At 55.7% G+C, this 16958-nt stretch carries 12 protein-coding genes; 2 read left to right on the forward strand and 10 right to left on the reverse strand.

All coding sequences use genetic code 11. From position 1 onward, the window contains the following. Positions 1-302: 302 nt before the first annotated feature. Positions 303-1091 carry an IS6 family transposase gene (locus PQR40_RS35355; protein WP_408510924.1) on the reverse strand — a complete coding sequence of 263 codons (789 nt, stop codon included), beginning with the start codon at positions 1089-1091 and terminating at the stop codon, positions 303-305. A 912-nt stretch (positions 1092-2003) separates the two neighbouring features. On the opposite strand from PQR40_RS35355, the gene PQR40_RS35360 reads away from it, so the two are divergent. Then, positions 2004-3143: an IS110 family RNA-guided transposase gene (locus tag PQR40_RS35360; RefSeq protein ID WP_120305888.1), complete on the forward strand. Its 1140-nt coding sequence runs from the start codon at positions 2004-2006 to the stop codon at positions 3141-3143. 533 nt (positions 3144-3676) lie between these two features. Here the strand turns inward: PQR40_RS35360 and PQR40_RS35365 are convergent. The 7 genes from PQR40_RS35365 to PQR40_RS35395 all read right to left on the reverse strand — a co-directional run bounded on the left by PQR40_RS35365 (position 3677) and on the right by PQR40_RS35395 (position 12204). Further along, a complete protein-coding gene (locus PQR40_RS35365) occupies positions 3677-4171 on the reverse strand; it encodes a RidA family protein (RefSeq protein WP_408510925.1) in 495 nt (164 codons plus the stop codon). After that, entirely contained in the window at positions 4164-5177 is a 1014-nt protein-coding gene (locus PQR40_RS35370; protein WP_408510926.1) for a threonine ammonia-lyase, read from the reverse strand. Before PQR40_RS35370 ends, PQR40_RS35365 begins: the two co-directional genes overlap by 8 nt. Further along, complete coding sequence (gene argE, locus PQR40_RS35375) at positions 5174-6433, reverse strand: acetylornithine deacetylase (RefSeq protein WP_408510927.1); 1260 nt, start codon at positions 6431-6433, stop codon at positions 5174-5176. Before argE ends, PQR40_RS35370 begins: the two co-directional genes overlap by 4 nt. Positions 6434-6541: 108 nt before the next feature. Continuing rightward, a complete protein-coding gene (locus PQR40_RS35380; RefSeq protein ID WP_408510928.1) occupies positions 6542-7585 on the reverse strand; it encodes a porin in 1044 nt (347 codons plus the stop codon). Positions 7586-7749: 164 nt separating this feature from the next. Continuing rightward, positions 7750-9099: an MFS transporter gene (locus PQR40_RS35385; protein WP_408510929.1), complete on the reverse strand. Its 1350-nt coding sequence runs from the start codon at positions 9097-9099 to the stop codon at positions 7750-7752. A gap of 2 nt (positions 9100-9101) precedes the next feature. Further along, complete coding sequence (locus tag PQR40_RS35390) at positions 9102-10601, reverse strand: aldehyde dehydrogenase family protein (protein ID WP_408510930.1); 1500 nt, start codon at positions 10599-10601, stop codon at positions 9102-9104. 13 nt (positions 10602-10614) lie between these two features. Next, positions 10615-12204, reverse strand: coding sequence for a GMC family oxidoreductase (locus tag PQR40_RS35395; protein WP_408232190.1), 1590 nt, complete (start codon positions 12202-12204; stop codon positions 10615-10617). 198 nt (positions 12205-12402) lie between these two features. Here PQR40_RS35395 and PQR40_RS35400 point away from each other — a divergent pair, with 198 nt between their 5' ends. Then, a complete protein-coding gene (locus tag PQR40_RS35400; protein ID WP_408232193.1) occupies positions 12403-13455 on the forward strand; it encodes a helix-turn-helix domain-containing protein in 1053 nt (350 codons plus the stop codon). A 60-nt stretch (positions 13456-13515) separates the two neighbouring features. Here the strand turns inward: PQR40_RS35400 and PQR40_RS35405 are convergent, their stop codons facing one another. Together PQR40_RS35405 and PQR40_RS35410 are read right to left on the reverse strand one after the other, a co-directional pair. Then, on the reverse strand, positions 13516-15015 hold the full coding sequence (locus PQR40_RS35405; RefSeq protein WP_408339194.1) for an aldehyde dehydrogenase family protein: 1500 nt from the start codon (positions 15013-15015) through the stop codon (positions 13516-13518). After that, entirely contained in the window at positions 15012-16619 is a 1608-nt protein-coding gene (locus PQR40_RS35410; RefSeq protein WP_408510931.1) for a GMC family oxidoreductase, read from the reverse strand. Before PQR40_RS35410 ends, PQR40_RS35405 begins: the two co-directional genes overlap by 4 nt. Between the last annotated feature and the right edge of the window lie 339 nt (positions 16620-16958).

Below are 16958 nucleotides of genomic sequence, written 5' to 3' on the forward strand. Positions count from 1 at the left end.
CGGTGCCACGCCTCGTGCGTCTGGGTTCAACTGTTTGTCGAATCTTGAATATCTCTACAACACATCATTCTTGGAGCAGCACGCTTCCGTATTCACGATGGTATGCATTCCTTGAGGCGCGTTGGTTGGCTTTCCAGGACTGTGCGCCCGAACCTGCGCGTAAAGTGAGGTGCGTTTCGAAAGTAGATATGTTGTCCCGAGCGCGGCCAGCGGCGAGTGACTCGCCGTGTGGTTGCGGTCGCTACTCACGGCACCGTCAACTTGCAAGATTTCGTCAGTGCTAAAGCACAGGGTACTGCGGCTTATAAAACATTCGGCGGAGTTTGGGTTACGTTGATCAATTCGCGCCATATGGCAAACGGGGCCGCGAGGTGTTTGCGATATAGCGAAGCGCGCAGCAGATGCCGCTTCAGTGCGAAGTGCTGACGGATCGGACCGAGGCTCGACTGGAAGGCCTGCGTGGACTTAAGGTCGTGAAAACCCCGCATGCGCCGCTCGCGCTCCCGCTCCCGCGTGGGCTGATGGCTGTTCACTGCACGATTGGTTAGGAGAGTCGCAGCCCTGACGAGCACGTCCTTCACCTTGGCCAGCTCCGGAATGTCGGTTTTGGCAGCCGGGTAGCTGCGTAATTGATCGGTGACGATTTCCCGCAGCACCGGGTTGGAGCGCAGCACACGCTTGAAGAAACGCTTGGCGGCGGCCTTGTCGCGCCGCTCTTGCGGCAGGATGTCGAGTTCCACGCCGTGTTCGTCGACTGCTCGCCAAGGCAGGTCACGTTCGCCACGCACGGTAACGAACATTTCGTCGAGGTGCCAGGTGCTACCCGGCTTACGGCGTGCCGCCTTTACCCGATGGGCAAAGCTGGCACCGAACTTCTTCTCACACCAGCGGCGGATCGTCTCGTAGCTGACCGTCACGCCACGCTCGAACAGCAACTCTTCAATGTCGCGCAGGCTGAGCTGGAACCGGAAGGCAGTATGACTTTGCGTGAGGCAGGGGCTGGCCCGCCGTGAGGAAACTGAACGCGGGTTAGCATTGCTGTCAGAGCCGCACGGGCGTGGACTGGGCCGCGCCCCGGCGATTTCCTCCACGGAGGCCGGCGGGTAGCAGCAGCGTATTACTACGCCGCCGCCCCCTAAGAACGCAGCGTGCGACTTTCACCGCACTGCGCTCAAGCACAGCTAAAGTGTCTTCTCGACACCGGTCGTGTCCGAGTGCACACGACCTTCGCACGCATCGCATCGTTGATTCGCCCCGTTGCTGGGGCGAGAGGTGCTGAACCGTAGCGCTACCGATCTCTTCCAAGCTTCCTCTCGTCGAATCTGAGACGTTGGCCCGCGACAGCCGCACCATGCGGAAGTCTGCGCCCTTTCAGGCTGGGGCAAATCTTGAACCCCTATGCTGCCCATTACAGGCGGCCGTTCGCTTTTTCCGCACTCCTATACCCGCTCCCCCAACAGCTCGCCTTACGGCTTGCCTGCCTTCGATTCGATACCCCGAGACGAAGGCGGGAAATCGGGCTTACCACGTTCCCTTCCATGCCGACCCGCATCCTCGCGGGTCTATCCGGTTAGCACCTGCCTGTTTTCCGATGGCGCCTCGACGACGTGCCCCCACATGCCAAGAGAGCAACCTGCCATTTACCTTTTGGTTCAAGCCTCACAGCAGCTTTGGCTTGTTCGTTTTTACGGAAATTCAAACGGCAATTCACTTATGTTGCGCATACGAAACTTGCCTGGCCTTCACACCGCATCGCTGCTTGCAGTGTCGATCCCCTCGTCGCCGAGTGAACCGTCTTTCGAGAAGTACGTTGTCCCCGGAGCTCCAAACCCGACCGTTTCCAGTCACGCATGTCCAAGTAGGCAACTGCTGGTCGCACAGCAGGTCACGGAACTTGAGTCCCGGAACTGGGGGACTCAGGGTGTGACAAGACAAGGAAGAGCTTTGCCATCCAATACTTCAACCGGTTTACGTCCGGCAGACGGCGACACGTGTCGCAAAGCATGCGAAACGATAGCACGGTGTACGTTGGACTGGATCTTCACAAGGACTCGATCACGGTCGCCTACGCGATCGACGCGGGCGAGGTCGAACTGCTGGGCAAGACCGGTACGACCGGGGCCGACATCAATCGCCTGTGCACGCGCCTGCAGTCCAAGGCGCCGCACGTACGCGTCGTGTACGAGGCAGGTCCATGTGGTTACGGGCTGTACCGTCAACTCGTCCAGAAGGGCTTCGACTGCATGGTCTGCGCACCTTCACTGATCCCGCGTAAGCCGGGCGAGCGCGTAAAGACCGACCGGCGTGATGCCATCAAGCTGGCGCGCTCGCTGCGCGCCGACGACCTGTCGGCCGTGTACGTGCCCGGCATTGAAGACGAGGCATTCCGGGATCTCGCCCGCGCGTGGGCGGCTGCCCGCGAGGATCTGCGGCGTGCACGGCATCGACTGAAATCGTTCCTGCTTGCGCATGGCGTTCGCTATACCGGCAGCGCAAACTGGGGCGAGGCACACCGTCGCTGGCTGGGCCGCTGTTCGTTTCCCAGTGCCTGGCAGCACCTTGCCTTTGACGAACACCGGCGCACCATCGAGGACCGGCTTGCGCAGTGCGCGCGTCTCGAAACAGCCCTGCGCGAAGCGGTGATCTCCTGGCGGTTCTATCCGGTAGTGCTGGCCCTGCAGGCCATGCGGGGCGTCCAGTTCGTTACCGCCGTCGGGATGGTTTCAGAAGTGGGCGACCTGTCGCGCTTCGAACACCCGCGTCAGCTGATGGCCTGGCTCGGCGTAACGCCATCCGAGCATTCATCGGGAGGCAAACGCCGGCAGGGCAGCATCACCAAAACCGGCAACAGCTACGCCAGACGGTTGCTGGTCGAGGCCGCATGGAGTTACCGCCATCCCGCCCGCGTAAGTCCGGAAATCCAGGCCCGTCTCGAAGGCCTGCCCAAGGCCATCATCGACCGCGCCTGGGACGCCCAGGTACGGCTGTGCCGACGATTCCGCCGGCTGACCGCGCGGGGCAAACCTATCAACATCACGGTCGTGGCTATTGCCCGCGAACTGGCAGCGTTCATCTGGGACATCAGTCGACTGGCCATGTCGCTTGCAATACCTCGCAGCAAACTGCCCGCGGCCTGCGTGTGATTCCCTGAACAACGGAAGGAGTTTCCTGAAGGCGGCGCAGCCCGGCATCCGAGCAACCCGCGATGGTATTACGCAACGGGCATCACCAACTTGCGGCGGAAGTTAGCGGCAGGCTCATGAGGCGGACCTCTGTAATGCGGTATCCAACCCGCGGATATCAGTGTGATCCACCGTCGAGACTTACTGCTGCGCCGCCCTCAGGAAATTCATGCGTCGATGCAACAACCTGAAAACCAATATCGCGATTGACACGCAAAGTCATATCAGTACCAACGTGCCGCATGACTGATGATTGTTGCCGGGAACCGGTGACCGTGATAAGCGATTCCGCTTTCGTCATCGCTTCATGTTACGCGAACACCCCGCCAACGTGACACTGCCGCGGTGATTATGCTTGGGATGAAGCGGCCATTGACGTCGCAAAAGAATGATCGAGGGCGCCAATGGCCCGATTACTCTCACTGAGACGGTACTGGATGCGCACCTCCCTCACTAAGAGACGACAAACGCGTGAGTTAACGTCTTGGCCTACGTCAACCGGTCGAACTGCCAGAGATTTCGAAAATCGCTTCGATCTCAACGCAAATGCCAAATGGAAGTGACCCGACGCCGACAGCAGAGCGGGAATGCTTACCAGAGGCTCCGAAAACGTTCTTAAGCAGATCTGACGCGCCATCAATTACTGCGGGATGCTCCGCGAAGTGTTCAACGCTTCGGACAAAGCCGAGCAGCTTAACCGCACGAACCACGCGTCCAAGGTCCCCATGGCACGCGGCTTTCACTTGCGCTATCAGATTCAGTCCGGCAATTTGTGCGGCCTCATAGCCCTGGGCTACGGAAATATCATGGCCGATTACGCCCTTGTGTACGAAAGCCCCGTCACGAAACGGGCCTTGCCCCGATATCAGAAGAAATCGACCAGCAGTTACCCACGGTTCATAGCTTCCCTGAGCGGGCAACGCGGGTGGTAGGCATAAATTCATTTCCGCTAATCGACGTTCGAAGTTATTGCTAATGTCTTCAATCATCGTAGGTCCCGATTATCGATGGTTGAGGAATGAAGCCGGAGAGAATCGAGACAAACTTCTCCGCGTCGATGTTCGCGCCGGAAATGATACAGACGACTTTTTTGCCAGTGATTTTCCCGTCCAATATCGCGGCAACAGGTGCGGCGCCGGCGCCTTCTGCCACCGTGTGTGCTCGTTCAAAGATGGCACGAATCGCATCGCATATCGACTGCTGCGAAACGTTAACGCAACCGTTCAATCCACTGCTGACGAGCGGCCACATCTCTTCGAGCACAATGGGGCTGCCCATGCCGGTAACAAAGCTGGGCGTGCACGTTACGCGAACAGGTTCGTTAGCTGCGATCGCATGAGCGAGCGGTGTTGCGGCATCCGACTCGCAAGCAACGATTCGCGTGTCAGGCCTGAAAGCATTCCTTCCAGCTATGAGACCTGAGAGCAGTCCTCCGCCACCGAAGGGCGTCACTACCGTATCAACGCCGGGCAAGTCCTCGACTATTTCTTTGAAAATGGTTGCGTTTCCGGCGATCACTTCACTATTTGCCACAGGATGAACAAAGTATCCCCATTGGTCGTCCACCTCGTGGGTCGTCATGATGTCCCACCATTCGCTTGGAGAGACCAAATGGATCTCCGCACCCATTCTTCGGGCTGAAGAAAGTTTCATTTGATCAGATCCGCGCGGCACGATAACGCGAGCCGGGATGCCAAGCTGCTTCGCGATCCACGCTACGCCTTGCGCCATGTTTCCCGTACTTGCGGTGCATACGCCGTTGTTCAGAGCAAGGTTGGACCTTACGATTGCGTTCACCGCGGCGCGTAACTTAAAAGCTCCAATGGGCTGCAGCCCCTCCAGTTTCAAATATATTTCACTATCGACTCCTTCGATATCGAGTCGCACAAGTGGTGTACGACAACAATACGGCCGTATTGTCTCTTGCGCCTTAAGAATCTCCGTCATGGAAGGCAAAGACGGTGCACGGTTAGTCGTCGCTGCTTGAGAAGTCATTTGTTTTCACCGTATTGTTTTGCTACCGTAAGGTTGTCGACCAGTGCTTGCAAAAAGGCGTCGCACGCGTCGATCTGACTAAGCGCCACAAACTCATTGGCTTTGTGAGCGTTTGTAATGTCACCTGGACCGCAAATGATGGTGGGAATACCGGCATGCTCGAAGAGGCCGGCTTCGGTGCCGTACGCAACTTTGTTCTTTCCGTTCGACGCCGTTAACGTGCGAACCAGGCGAGTTATTTCGGCCTCTTCATGTGCATTGAACGAGGGAGCCACCGCCAACGTCGAAATATCGATCGCGGCAGTGGGATGCTCGCTCCGCATTTGCGGAAGCAAGACCTCCTGTGCGTATCTTTTGATCTCGTTAATAATTTCGTTCGGTGATTCGGTGGGCAGGTTACGAAACTCAAACTCGAACTCGCAAGAGGACGGCACTGTGTTGACCGAGTTTCCTCCCACAATCTTGCTAGTTTGAGCGGTGGAAAACGGGACATCAAAATATGCGTCGAAAGGACCGCTGGAACGCAGGCGATCCGCAATTTCCCTTACGCGGCAGATCAGTCGTGCGGCATACTCAATCGAGTTGAGTCCCTTCGGTGTTAATGAAGAGTGCGCTGCGTGACCCTGCACGCAACAGCGATACACATTGATCCCCTTGTGCCCGATGACCGGGCGCATGCTCGTCGGTTCACCGACAATGCAGCCCTCTGGTTTGACGCCGCGTTTCTGGATATCCGCGATCATGAGTGGTGCGCCAAGACATCCGATTTCCTCGTCGAACGAGAGCGCAATATGAATGGGTTTTGCTAGCTGTGACGCACGAATATGGGGAACGAGTGCTAGCACCGAACCAATAAACCCCTTCATGTCGCAACTGCCACGACCAAAGAGATTTGATCCTTTCACTTCCGCGGAGAACGGATTCGTATTCCACTCCTGTCCGTCTACGGGCACGACGTCTGTATGGCCAGAAAGTACAATCCCTCCGGTTGTGTGTCCATCATATGCAGGCAGGGTCGCAAACAAGTTTGCCCATTTTCGGTCTGATCCTGACGTGAGAGTCGCCTGAATATCAAGCGTCTTGAGGTAGTCGCGCACAGTTTCGATCAAAGCCAGGTTCGGAAGGCGGCTTGTTGTGTTAAAGGAGATCAGTTTCTTCGTCCATTCGATCGACGGGGAAATCACTGCTGGTTGCGATCCAGACTGCCAGGAATCATGGCCTGCCGACTCATTTGTCGAGTCACTGGTAGTGTTCATTCTCGAAGTTCCGTTTAGCAAAGTGGAGACATCTGTTCCGCGATCGGACCTTCTGATGAGGCCCCAGAAAGTGGCGAGTACCGAGGTTCGAGCGAAATGCACCGGCCACTAGAAGTGATGACGAATACCGATTCGGATGGCGGATTGAGCGTCGGTGTCTGAAGGAGCTCCGTACGCGGCTTGTACTTGCGAACCGAACGCGTGGTCATGACCTAGCGCCGCAGCAACGTATACGTCTGTGCGTTTGCTGAGGAGATAGTCTGCGGCGAATGTGAGCTGATTGGCACTAGCGAGATCTTTGCGTTCCTGAAACTGATAGCTCCCGCCGATCAGAATGGCTGGACTCACGTTGTATGTAACGCCCGCCTCGAACGTAGTAGCCCGAGGTGTATTTCCACCACTAAGTTGAACTGACGTGGCCATTCCAAAAAACTTAATATTGTCGATCGTATAGGACAACCCACCCGCGTACTCGTGCAGATTCGACGAAGTTGTAGCGTTATGCACCGTGATGAAACCGACGGACGCGCTTAAATTTGCGTCGTTGTAGCTTGCGATGACATTGTCGACGCTATTGGTCCCGAAGGAACCCGCGACGTTGCCCAAGCCGTACATCGCAGCGAACGTGAGTCCGTGAATATTCGGGGATGTGTATTTGATCGCGTTATTTACGCTTACACCCCAGACACGATCATCAAGCACATAGCCGCCGGCGGCATACGAATGTAGGCCCCAAGCTAGCAGGCCCGCGGGGGTCAATGCTCCGATGCTGTAGAAGGGGAACGTAGTTCCGATCAAATCCCACTGTCGGCCCATCGTCACCGAGCCCCACGGTCCAGATAAGCCGACGTAGGCCTGCCTTCCGAACATTTCGCCTTGCTGGGCCGCTGCGCCGTTGGATGAGACGAAGCCACTCTCAAGCACAAAATTCGCGTGTAGCCCGCCCCCGAGATCTTCGTTCCCTATAAGACCCCAGTTCTCGCCGAGAGAGTTACCAGACACAAACTGCAGATTGCTACCGGCTTTCGTTCCGGTAGACACGCGGTTTGTGTATGTAAGTCCTCCGTCAATGGTCCCGTATAACGCAACGGAAGACTGCGCGTGACTTTCGCCTGATATCAATATAAATAGGAATGCGAAATATGATTTCATTTTTTTTACTCAGCGCAAATATTGGCGTCCATCTTAGGAATCGAGGTTAGAACGGTCAAGACGGACTGGTTGGCGTTCTATTACGTCTTGTAGGGATTGGATGGCACAGCGCCACCAGTGAGCCTCGTCGTCCGAGTTGCACAAATTCAGGACTGGTGCGATGCTTACTTGCTGATCCCAAGGCGCTGGCGGTGCTCATCGAGATCTAGCCGGATCGCTGCATGTGCTTTGGCATCGACGGGATACCTGACCATAACGAGTGCACCCAAGAGGAGCAATGCGGTCGGTAAGTACAGGGCGACCATGTGCAGAGCTTGAGTTCCATCAGATGTCACCGGTTGACTGGGATTGAAGCCAAGATATGACAATAAGGGCAGTGCTATCCCAACACTCGCGGCGATGGCGATCTTCATTGCCAGATTGTAAATCGCCATGTACAGGCCTTCCTTCTTTCCACCGCCCAGTAGCTCGCCTAGGTCTACCGCATCCGCAACCAGTGCCGTCGGAAGCACCCAAATAGGCGAAATGGTCAGACCGAGCACACTGAAAAAGAGGACGACGTCTGTTGTGTTGCCGGGTCTCGCGTGCGACAGTGCCGTGAAGGCGACGGCGGTTAGAACCGCGGCTCCCGCGAGAACCACATGCTTGCCGAACTTGCCGGCAAGTTTGACAATTGCTGGTGTAGCGATCGTGCCAATGAGAAACTGTAGGAACACTACCCGCAAGAAGTTATTTCCAGAGAACTGTAAGGATTTTTCAAGCACGAAAAAGATGCCCGCATTGTAAATGTACACCGCCAGCCAAATAATGAATGTGCCGAAAATTAGCCTCAAGAATGGCTTATTGGTGCTCAGTATCCGAACGGCTTTTAAAATTGATGTTTTCTCGAAATTCTCCCCAGATGTGTCGGGTACGCGCCACAACGCGATCAAAGTCGTCAAGGGAAGCAATATGACTGTGAGCACAAAAAACACGCCGAGAATTTGGCGAAGAGTTGGGACCTGATTGTAGAAGACCAGCGCCGGAACGCCTGTAACAAGTAATATTCCGACCATGGTCCCGCCTTCTCTGAATCCGACTACGCGATTACGCTCTCGATAGTCGTCAGAGATCTCTGCGCCCCACGACAAATATGGAATCTGCACGATCGTCCAGGCCAAATAGAAGAAAAAGATGACGATGAGCAAATAGGCCGGTCCTACGGTTTTCGGTGGTTGGAACAAAAGGTAGGCTGAAACCAATAGGGGGATAACACCAAATGCAATCCATGGCTTCCGGCGCCCCCAGTGCGAACGTGTCTGGTCTGACAAGGAACCAACCAGGGGGTCGATCACGGCATCCCACAGGCGAGCGAAGAAGAAAATCACGCCAACCACGGTCATGCTTAGATGCATCTCTATAGCGTAGAACGGAGGAATGTACATGATCGGCGGCATAAGCAACATCGATAGTGGAATTGCCGGTGCCGCGTAATGAAGAAGTTTGGAACTTTTTGTTGTTCGAGAGAGTGTCATCGTTACCCCGTAATCTCGACGGACATCAGACGAGAGTAGCTGTTCAAGGCGTCCATGCCAAACTCGACGCCAAAACCGGACGCGCCCATGGGTTCTGAGCCCAGGGAGAAACCGTGCGTTGATGTGGAGGTTACGTCGGCTCGAATTTGTAGTTTTCCGACGTTTAGTTGGCTCGAGTATTTTCTGATCGATTTAAAATCATTCGTCCACACCGTAGCCGACAAACCGTATTCGGTCCCGTTTGCTATGGCAATGGCCTCGTCGATGCTGTCAAATGGCGTGATGGCGAGAACAGGGCCAAACACTTCGACCTGAGCCAGATCGCTGCCTGGATCAACCTGATCAAATACGACCGGATTGAGATAGCTTCCAGCTCGTCGGATCACATCGGGCGACGTGTCCACCAGACAGCGCGCACCCTGTTCTTTTGCCAGTGCAATTCTCGCGCGAATCCTGTCACGTTCCTGGCCATTTACGATCGTGCCGAATCGGGATGATGAATCAAGTGGATCGGCAGGCAAGCGTGTTAGCGCGGCGGCATGCAGTGCTTCGGTCAGGGAGTCGGCAACATCGCGATGTACAAGCGCTCTCGAACTTGCAACGCAAAGTTGCCCCTGATTTGCAAACGACTCCGCCGCAATCCGTTCAGCGAGTGAGGCGATACTGTCTTTCATGTCCGGCATAACGATGGATGCATTCTTTCCACCGCATTCCATTAACATGGGTTTTCCGTTTGAGGCTGCGGAGTAGGCCATGATCTGCCTCCCAGTCCTGTGCGACCCCGTGAATGTGAGCATATTGCACGATGAGCTCCTTGCGATCTGCTGACCGCTCGTTTCTCCTCGACCTGTTACCACGTTCAGCACACCACGTGGGATTCCGGCTTCGCAGGCTAGCTCGGCAAGCAATAACGTAGACAAGTAGGCATGTTCGGAAGGCTTCAGCACGATTGAGTTTCCGGCCACCAGCGACGGTCCAATCTTCAGGGCGGCGTTGCAAGTTGGGTAGTTCCACGGGACAATCGCGCCGATTACCCCGCGTGGTTCAAAGCTGTTGTATGCGAGCGAATTTGATGCCGTGAGCGCTTTCTTGGAAAACCATTTATCGATCGATTCTGCATAGTAGGTAATCAGAGCCGCCGTGACGTGGGCGTCTTGTGTGGCATCCGAAATAGTTTTTCCCATCTCCAATGCGTCTAAGGTCGCAAGACGTTTTGAGTTTTGTATGATGCTGGCCGAGAATTGGAGCAGGATCGCGCGTTTTTCGGAGGGAGTAACGTCCCGCCATATACGTTTTTCGTACGCTTTCCTGGCGATTTCGAGCGCGCTAGAAACGGTTGACGAACTACTGAAGCGGGTATCCAGGATTTTTTTGCCGTTCCCAGGATGTAATTTCAGAAAAGACGGATCGAAGATGCCGGGAACGTATTGGCCGTCAACAAATGAGACTCCCCGGTCCTCTTGACCACGCGCGATCTCGAGAGCAGCAATGAAATTTTCCATGGACTATCCAGAATTATCGACTATTTAGAATCAGATCCGACGCACGCTCCGCAATCATGATTGTCGGAACGTTTGTGTTTGCGCTCGGCACGATAGGCATGATGGAGGCGTCGGCGACCCTTAGATTTGAGATGCCTTTTACTCGTAAATCTTCGGAGACCACCGACTGATCGTCAGGTCCCATGCGACAGGTTCCGCATGGGTGGTACATGGGGAATGCCATGTCTTTGATATATCGGACCCAATCGGCGTCAGTGTCGACGCCGTTTCCCGGCAATCTTTCGTCTACCGAATATTTTGCAAAGGCGTGGCTCCCAAAAATCTTGCGTGCAGCGCGCCCGCCGTATATAAGTTTCTGAAGATCACCCTCATCGGCAAGCAGTTTGTGGTCGATGATGGGCGGGTCCAGCGGGGCCGGAGAGCGCAGGCGAATCTCACCGCGTCCGTTTGGGCGACAGACATTGACTGCAATCATTACCGCCGGTTTTCGATACAGCCGCACTCCTTCAGGAGTGAAGTCATACGCAATGGGAGAAAAGGCAAGTTGGAGCGTGGGTGCCGGGGCATCAGAGCTATCACGAATGAATGCGACACCGTGTCCAATAGAGGTGGTTGCGGGGCCTCGGCCACGGAGTAGAAAATTCAGTCCGTGAAGGAATATTCGCAGCGGTGTGACTTCAGTATTTAATGTGCGGATGTTGACGTGCTGGAAGAGAAGAATGCCGGGATGCTCCTGCAGATTGCGGCCAACACCGGGTGCATGTGCCTTGACCTCAATCCCCATGTTTTGCAACGCATCGCTAGGACCGATCCCTGACAATAGAAGCAGTTTCGGGGATGCCATGGCGCCTGCGGATAAGACGATTTCCACGCGACAGCGGACTGTATGTTTCTGTCCAGCTTTGACATAGTCGACGCCAGTGGCAACGCTGTTGGTGACGTTGATCTTGACGACGATGGCTTTGGTAACGATGCAGAGATTGCTTCTGCTTCGTGCGGGGCGCAAATAAGCCTGAGCAGTACTATGACGCCATCCGTTCTTCTGCGACGCTTCCGAGTGGCCGATTCCTTCCTGGGCGGCACCGTTCGTATCGTTGTTTCGCAGGATGCCGGTTTCAACACCGCCCGCAATGAAGGCTTCGGTGATCCTGCTAGGCACGCGGGTAAGGGACGCCTTTAAGGGGCCACTGCGGCCTCGGTACGCGTCGTCTCCTATCTCGCTAGTCTCCATTCGCTTGAAGTACGGCAACACGTGATCGTAGGACCAACTTGGGTTGCCGAGACTAGCCCAGTTGTCATAGTCGTACCTGCTTCCACGAACATACATCATTCCGTTGATGGATGATCCGCCACCCAAGACCTTGCCAGCTGGCCAAACGTCCTTGCGGCCGTCGCGGGTGCTGTCGGGCTCTGCTTCATACTTCCAGTTGTACCGATCACTCATGATCGCTGTGGCTTCGCCAGCGGGGATGCGAACGACGGGCGAGCGATCCGTCCCCCCTGCCTCGAGCAACAGTACAGTCGATCGCCCATCTTCCGACAGGCGGTTCGCCAGCACGCATCCGGCTGATCCACCGCCAACAACGATGTAGTCAAATTCCATTCCATACTCCAGCAATTTCTTAGCTTGTCCGGAGTGATGTTACGGTCTAGATTGATTGTGGAGTTATTCACAAAAATGAAACGTTTATGCGGAAGCGATACGGAAAGCCCCAATGGGCGGGGGGCGTTTCAGACGTTACAATTGTTTTCCCGCAGTTCGCTTGGCCCCTCACAAGCCCCGACGTTCCTGGAGAACTCTATGATTTCTAGCTTGCGGCTGCCCTCGGAGCCTATGATTGATAAGACGATTAGTAGCTCCGTCATACTCGGTTCGATACAGGACCGTGACGGTTCCGATATGTGTTGGGACGGGGTGCGAGGTGGTGCCAGGTTTGTCCAGCCCGGGACGGCAGGCGAGTTTGAAGAGTTTTTTATACTCGATGGACGGAGTGTCGTCGCGTTGAGAGACACGCGATGCCCAGTGGCTGAGCGCCATCTCTATCTGGGTGAAGACTATGTTAAGTTTCACATTCGTTTCAGTGGCAGCTCGATCATAGCTTTAGATGATTATTCTGCGTCGAGGGAGATTTCGGGCCCTTCATTTGGAATCATGGTTCAGCCGAGCGAGCGGCGGAAGGTGGAGCAAATTCCAAGCTGTGGACATCAGCGCTGGCTGACTATCCTGCTGACGCGTGAGACTTTTGTCGACATGTTCGAGTCGACGCTCTCGGATCTTCCCCAATTTCTTACAGCGTTTTCAGCAGGGAAAGCAGATCAACCCTTCATCGCTTCCGCGCAACTAACGAAGACGTTGTCTCAAACGGCTATCGCAATGTTCTCATCGCAACTCCGCGGGTCCACAAGGCGTATGTTCTTCGAAGCAAAGACCTTGGAGCTGCTTTCGATAATCTCCGAGCAGTTGACGCAGCAGTTCGTCCCGGGAAAACGTCTTACGCTAACGACGCGCGATAGCGACAAGATTCGTGAGGTGTTTCGCTTGCTCGAAGACGATCCGTCGACGCTTCCAAACATGAGCGTGCTGGCCAGGCAGTTGGGACTGAACAGGGACAAGTTGATAAAAGGTTTTAAGCAGATACACGGGCAGACAATTACGGAGGCGTCCCTCGCGCTACGTATGCATCGTGCACGCGAGCTTTTGCATTCGGGAGAGTCGGTTACGCGCGTGGCAGATCTCGCAGGCTATGCCTATATCGGCAATTTCTCAGCTGCCTATCGGAAGTTCTTCGGCACGTCCCCAACTCATGAGCACCGAAAGCATACGCATCAATCTGCACGCGGCCCGATAGTTTAGGCTGCATTAGTCATGCGACACGCTTGCGGTGTTCACGCGTCGATGCCCATGCTGGGCGAATCAGCCGCACACAAACTCGACGGCCTTTAGGCGACAGTAGCTCCTGAGACCGTTCATGCCGCCTTCGACACCGAAGCCGGACGATCCCCAAGGCTCGGTCGAAAGCGCGAATCCAGTTTGTTCGCCGCCTCCAGGCCTGCTGCGAACTGCAAGTTTGCCGGCCCTTAGAGCACGAACAGCAGCGTGTGCACGAGTCATATCCTTCGTCCAGACGGTCGCAGCCAGGCCGTAGGACGTGTCATTTGCGATTCGAAGAGCCTCGTCGAAAGTCTTGAACGTGAGCACGGAAAGAACCGGTCCGAATATCTCTTCCTTTGCGATCTTCATGGTCGGAGTGACGTCACCAAAGACCATCGGTGCCATGAAACACCCATCGATCTTCCCTTCTGGAGAGAGGAGTCGTGCTCCTTCGTCGTGCGCGGCATCGATGTATGACCTTACGCGTGCCATTTGGCCTAAGGTGGCGATGGCGCCAAAGGTAGTGTCGGGATCGAGGGTGTCACCGGGAACCAGGTGCTCAGAGGCTCGGACGATCGCATCAACCAGCTCATCGTGGAACGATTCCTCAACGATCAATCTCGATCGCGCTACACACCACTGTCCCTGGTTCCAGAAGGCTTCGTGAATGATCTGAGCGACCATTGCCTCCAGGTCGGGCCGCATGTCGGCGCCGACTACCTGCGGCGATTTTCCTCCAAGTTCGAGCAGCAGTGCTTTCCCATTTGATTCTCCTGAATAACGCAGCAATTGCCGCCCTGTGCGCGTGGAGCCCGTAAAGCTCAACATGTCTACGTCCATGTGCCGACCTATCGCCTCGCCCACGGTGCGGCCAAGACCTGGCACAACGTTGAATACACCGGGTGGGAGTCCTGCCTCCACAGCGAGCTCGGCAAGCCTCAACGTGGACGTGGATGCGACTTCCGACGGCTTCAGTACGAGTGAATTTCCTGCTGCCAGGATTGGTGCTGCTTTGAGACTCGCCATGATCAATGGGAAATTCCACGGGGTGATAGCACCGACTACACCGCGTGGCTCATACAGGTGATATCCGAGCGTTGACGGATCAGATGGCACTACGTCGCCGTAGAGCTTGTCAACCGCTTCGGCGTAATACCGGAAGAAACCGGAAGAGAACGCCAGTTCGGCTTTTGCATTGGAGATCGTCTTTCCCATCTCTAGCACATCTAGCAGGGCAAGCTCGTCGCCATGTTGCTCGATTAGATCGGCGATGCGCAGCAGAACCTGCTTCTTCCGAAGCGGCGGGGCGCTGCGCCAGCGGCCATCTTCATATGCGTCCCTTGCGGACGTAACCGCTTCGTCAACGTCGAGCGATGAGCCGATTCCAATCTTGCATATCTCCTCTCCCGTTGCGGGGTTGATTGGAGAGAAAGTCGAGTCGGATCGTGAAAATACGAACCGACCGTTTATGAATGGCTTGTCGGGGATGCAAAGCGCCTGAGCCCTTGCGTGCCATTCTGCTTTGGTCACAATGGAATTCATTTGTTGGCTCCATCTTCGAGAATCAAGTCCGACGCTTTCTCAGCGATCATGATCGTGGGGGCGTTGGTGTTTGCGCTTGGCAGTATCGGCATGACGGATGCATCAACAACACGCAACCCGTGAATGCCATGAACGCGCAGACGGGAATCAACCACCGCTAAAGAATCGGCTCCCATCCGACACGTACCGGCCGGGTGATACATCAGGAATGCATCGCGCTTGATGAATAAACGCCACTCATCCTCGGTTTGGACCCCGGGGCCGGGTAGCCTCTCGTTGATCCGGTAGGGCGTGAAAGCGTCTGCATTGAACACGCGGCGAAGGACCCGGCAACCGTCTATCAGCAGGCGCATGTCGCGCTCTGAGCCGACCAGTTCGTGTCGGATGCGCGGTGGAGCGTAGGGATCTTTCGACGCGAGTGTGATGCTGCCACGGCTCTCGGGGCGACAAACGTTTACCGCAGCGCAGATGGCGGGCCGGTTGTACAAGGTCAGCCCGCCGTCGTTGAAGTCATAGACGATAGGTGCGTAGGATATCTGCACCTCTGGCCCGTCAGAGTCGGGATCAATTCGCACGAAAGCTGCTGCGTGGCCGATGGAAGCCGTACCGGGCCCCCGGCCACGCAGCACGAAGTTCAAGCCGTGCCAGATCGTCCGTAGTGGCGTCGCCTCCATATTGAGCGTACGGACATTCACATGCTGGCTCATCATGATCCCGGGATGTTCCTGAAGATTTTTTCCAACACCCGGCAGATCATGCATGACTTGAATGTCGTGCTCCCGCAACTCCGCGGCTGGACCGATGCCGGACAGCATCAACAGTTTGGGGCTTGCAATTGCACCGGCACTCACGATGACCTCTTTGCGGGCAAAGGCCGTTTTGGAGTACGCCTGGTGGGTGTATGTGACGCCGGTCGCCCTCGCTCCTTCAACGATGACGCGCTCGCAGTACGCATCCGTGACAATAGTAAGGTTCTTCCGACCGCGGACTGGGCGGATGTAGGCCTGAGAGGTGCTGTGCCGCCAGCCGTCCTTTTGGGTTGCTTGAATACGACCTATGCCTTCCTGTCTTTCCCCGTTCGGGTCCGGGTTGTAGGGCAATCCGATTTCAACGCCGGCCTTTACGAAGACATCGGTGAGAAGATGGGGTGCCCTGCTGTTGGACACGGAAAGCGGCCCGCTCCCTCCTCGAAATTTGTTTTCTCCGTTTTCATTCGTCTCTGCGCGGCGGAAGTAGGGCAACACCGACTCGTAGTCCCACCCGTTATTCCCAAGTTCCGCCCAGTGATCATAGTCCCGCCTGTTCCCTCGTACATACATCATGCCGTTGATCGAGCTGCCACCTCCCAAGACCTTACCGGCAGGCCACATATCGGCCCGGTTGTTTCGGGACGGATCCGGTTCAGCAATGTAGGTCCAGTTATATTTCCGGCTCATGATAGCTTTCATTTCGCCAGCCGGGACGCGGACAACCGGTGACGAGTCTGTGCCCCCAGCTTCGAGAAGCAGAACTGAATTTCGTGAATCAGCACTGAGTCTGTTTGCCAGGACGCAACCGGCAGAGCCTCCACCGACGATGATGTAATCCCAGTTATTCTCGGTCATGACGATGTCTACTTCCTGGTCAAAGAGATGTGATGCGAAAGCATCGGAATTGCCTTGCAATAATTCGGACCATGCCGATCTCGGACAATCGTTGCGACGAATACTTTCCCCTTTTGATCACAGGTGCCATTGGCAGTTTTCGGACTGCACGCGGTACCGGTGCTGCTCGACTCAGTTCGACAAGGGGCCTAAGGGCTACTCGGCTCGGGAGTAGTCTGAGCTGAAGCTGCTGACAATTAAGCAAGCCTTGAGAGCTTGAACCGTTAATTGGCGCAATCTTAGAGGCTGTTGGTGCTACGCCAAATGGGGTAGCGCCGTTAGTTGCCGGACTGTGCAGTG

Origin of the sequence: Paraburkholderia sediminicola (genome assembly GCF_046026855.1) — a bacterium.
Classification (GTDB): Bacteria; Pseudomonadota; Gammaproteobacteria; order Burkholderiales; family Burkholderiaceae; genus Paraburkholderia; species Paraburkholderia sediminicola_A.

Coding starts and splice junctions, on each gene's coding strand:
- PQR40_RS35395 (WP_408232190.1), bottom strand. CDS start 12,204: ATGGAATTTGACTACATCGTTGTTGGCGGTGGATCAGCCGGATGCGTG.
- PQR40_RS35370 (WP_408510926.1), bottom strand. CDS start 5,177: ATGACTTCTCAAGCAGCGACGACTAACCGTGCACCGTCTTTGCCTTCC.
- PQR40_RS35410 (WP_408510931.1), bottom strand. CDS start 16,619: ATGACCGAGAATAACTGGGATTACATCATCGTCGGTGGAGGCTCTGCC.
- PQR40_RS35360 (WP_120305888.1), top strand. CDS start 2,004: ATGCGAAACGATAGCACGGTGTACGTTGGACTGGATCTTCACAAGGAC.
- PQR40_RS35385 (WP_408510929.1), bottom strand. CDS start 9,099: ATGACACTCTCTCGAACAACAAAAAGTTCCAAACTTCTTCATTACGCG.
- PQR40_RS35390 (WP_408510930.1), bottom strand. CDS start 10,601: ATGGAAAATTTCATTGCTGCTCTCGAGATCGCGCGTGGTCAAGAGGAC.
- PQR40_RS35380 (WP_408510928.1), bottom strand. CDS start 7,585: ATGAAATCATATTTCGCATTCCTATTTATATTGATATCAGGCGAAAGT.
- PQR40_RS35405 (WP_408339194.1), bottom strand. CDS start 15,015: ATGAATTCCATTGTGACCAAAGCAGAATGGCACGCAAGGGCTCAGGCG.
- PQR40_RS35365 (WP_408510925.1), bottom strand. CDS start 4,171: ATGATTGAAGACATTAGCAATAACTTCGAACGTCGATTAGCGGAAATG.
- PQR40_RS35400 (WP_408232193.1), top strand. CDS start 12,403: ATGATTTCTAGCTTGCGGCTGCCCTCGGAGCCTATGATTGATAAGACG.
- argE (WP_408510927.1), bottom strand. CDS start 6,433: ATGAACACTACCAGTGACTCGACAAATGAGTCGGCAGGCCATGATTCC.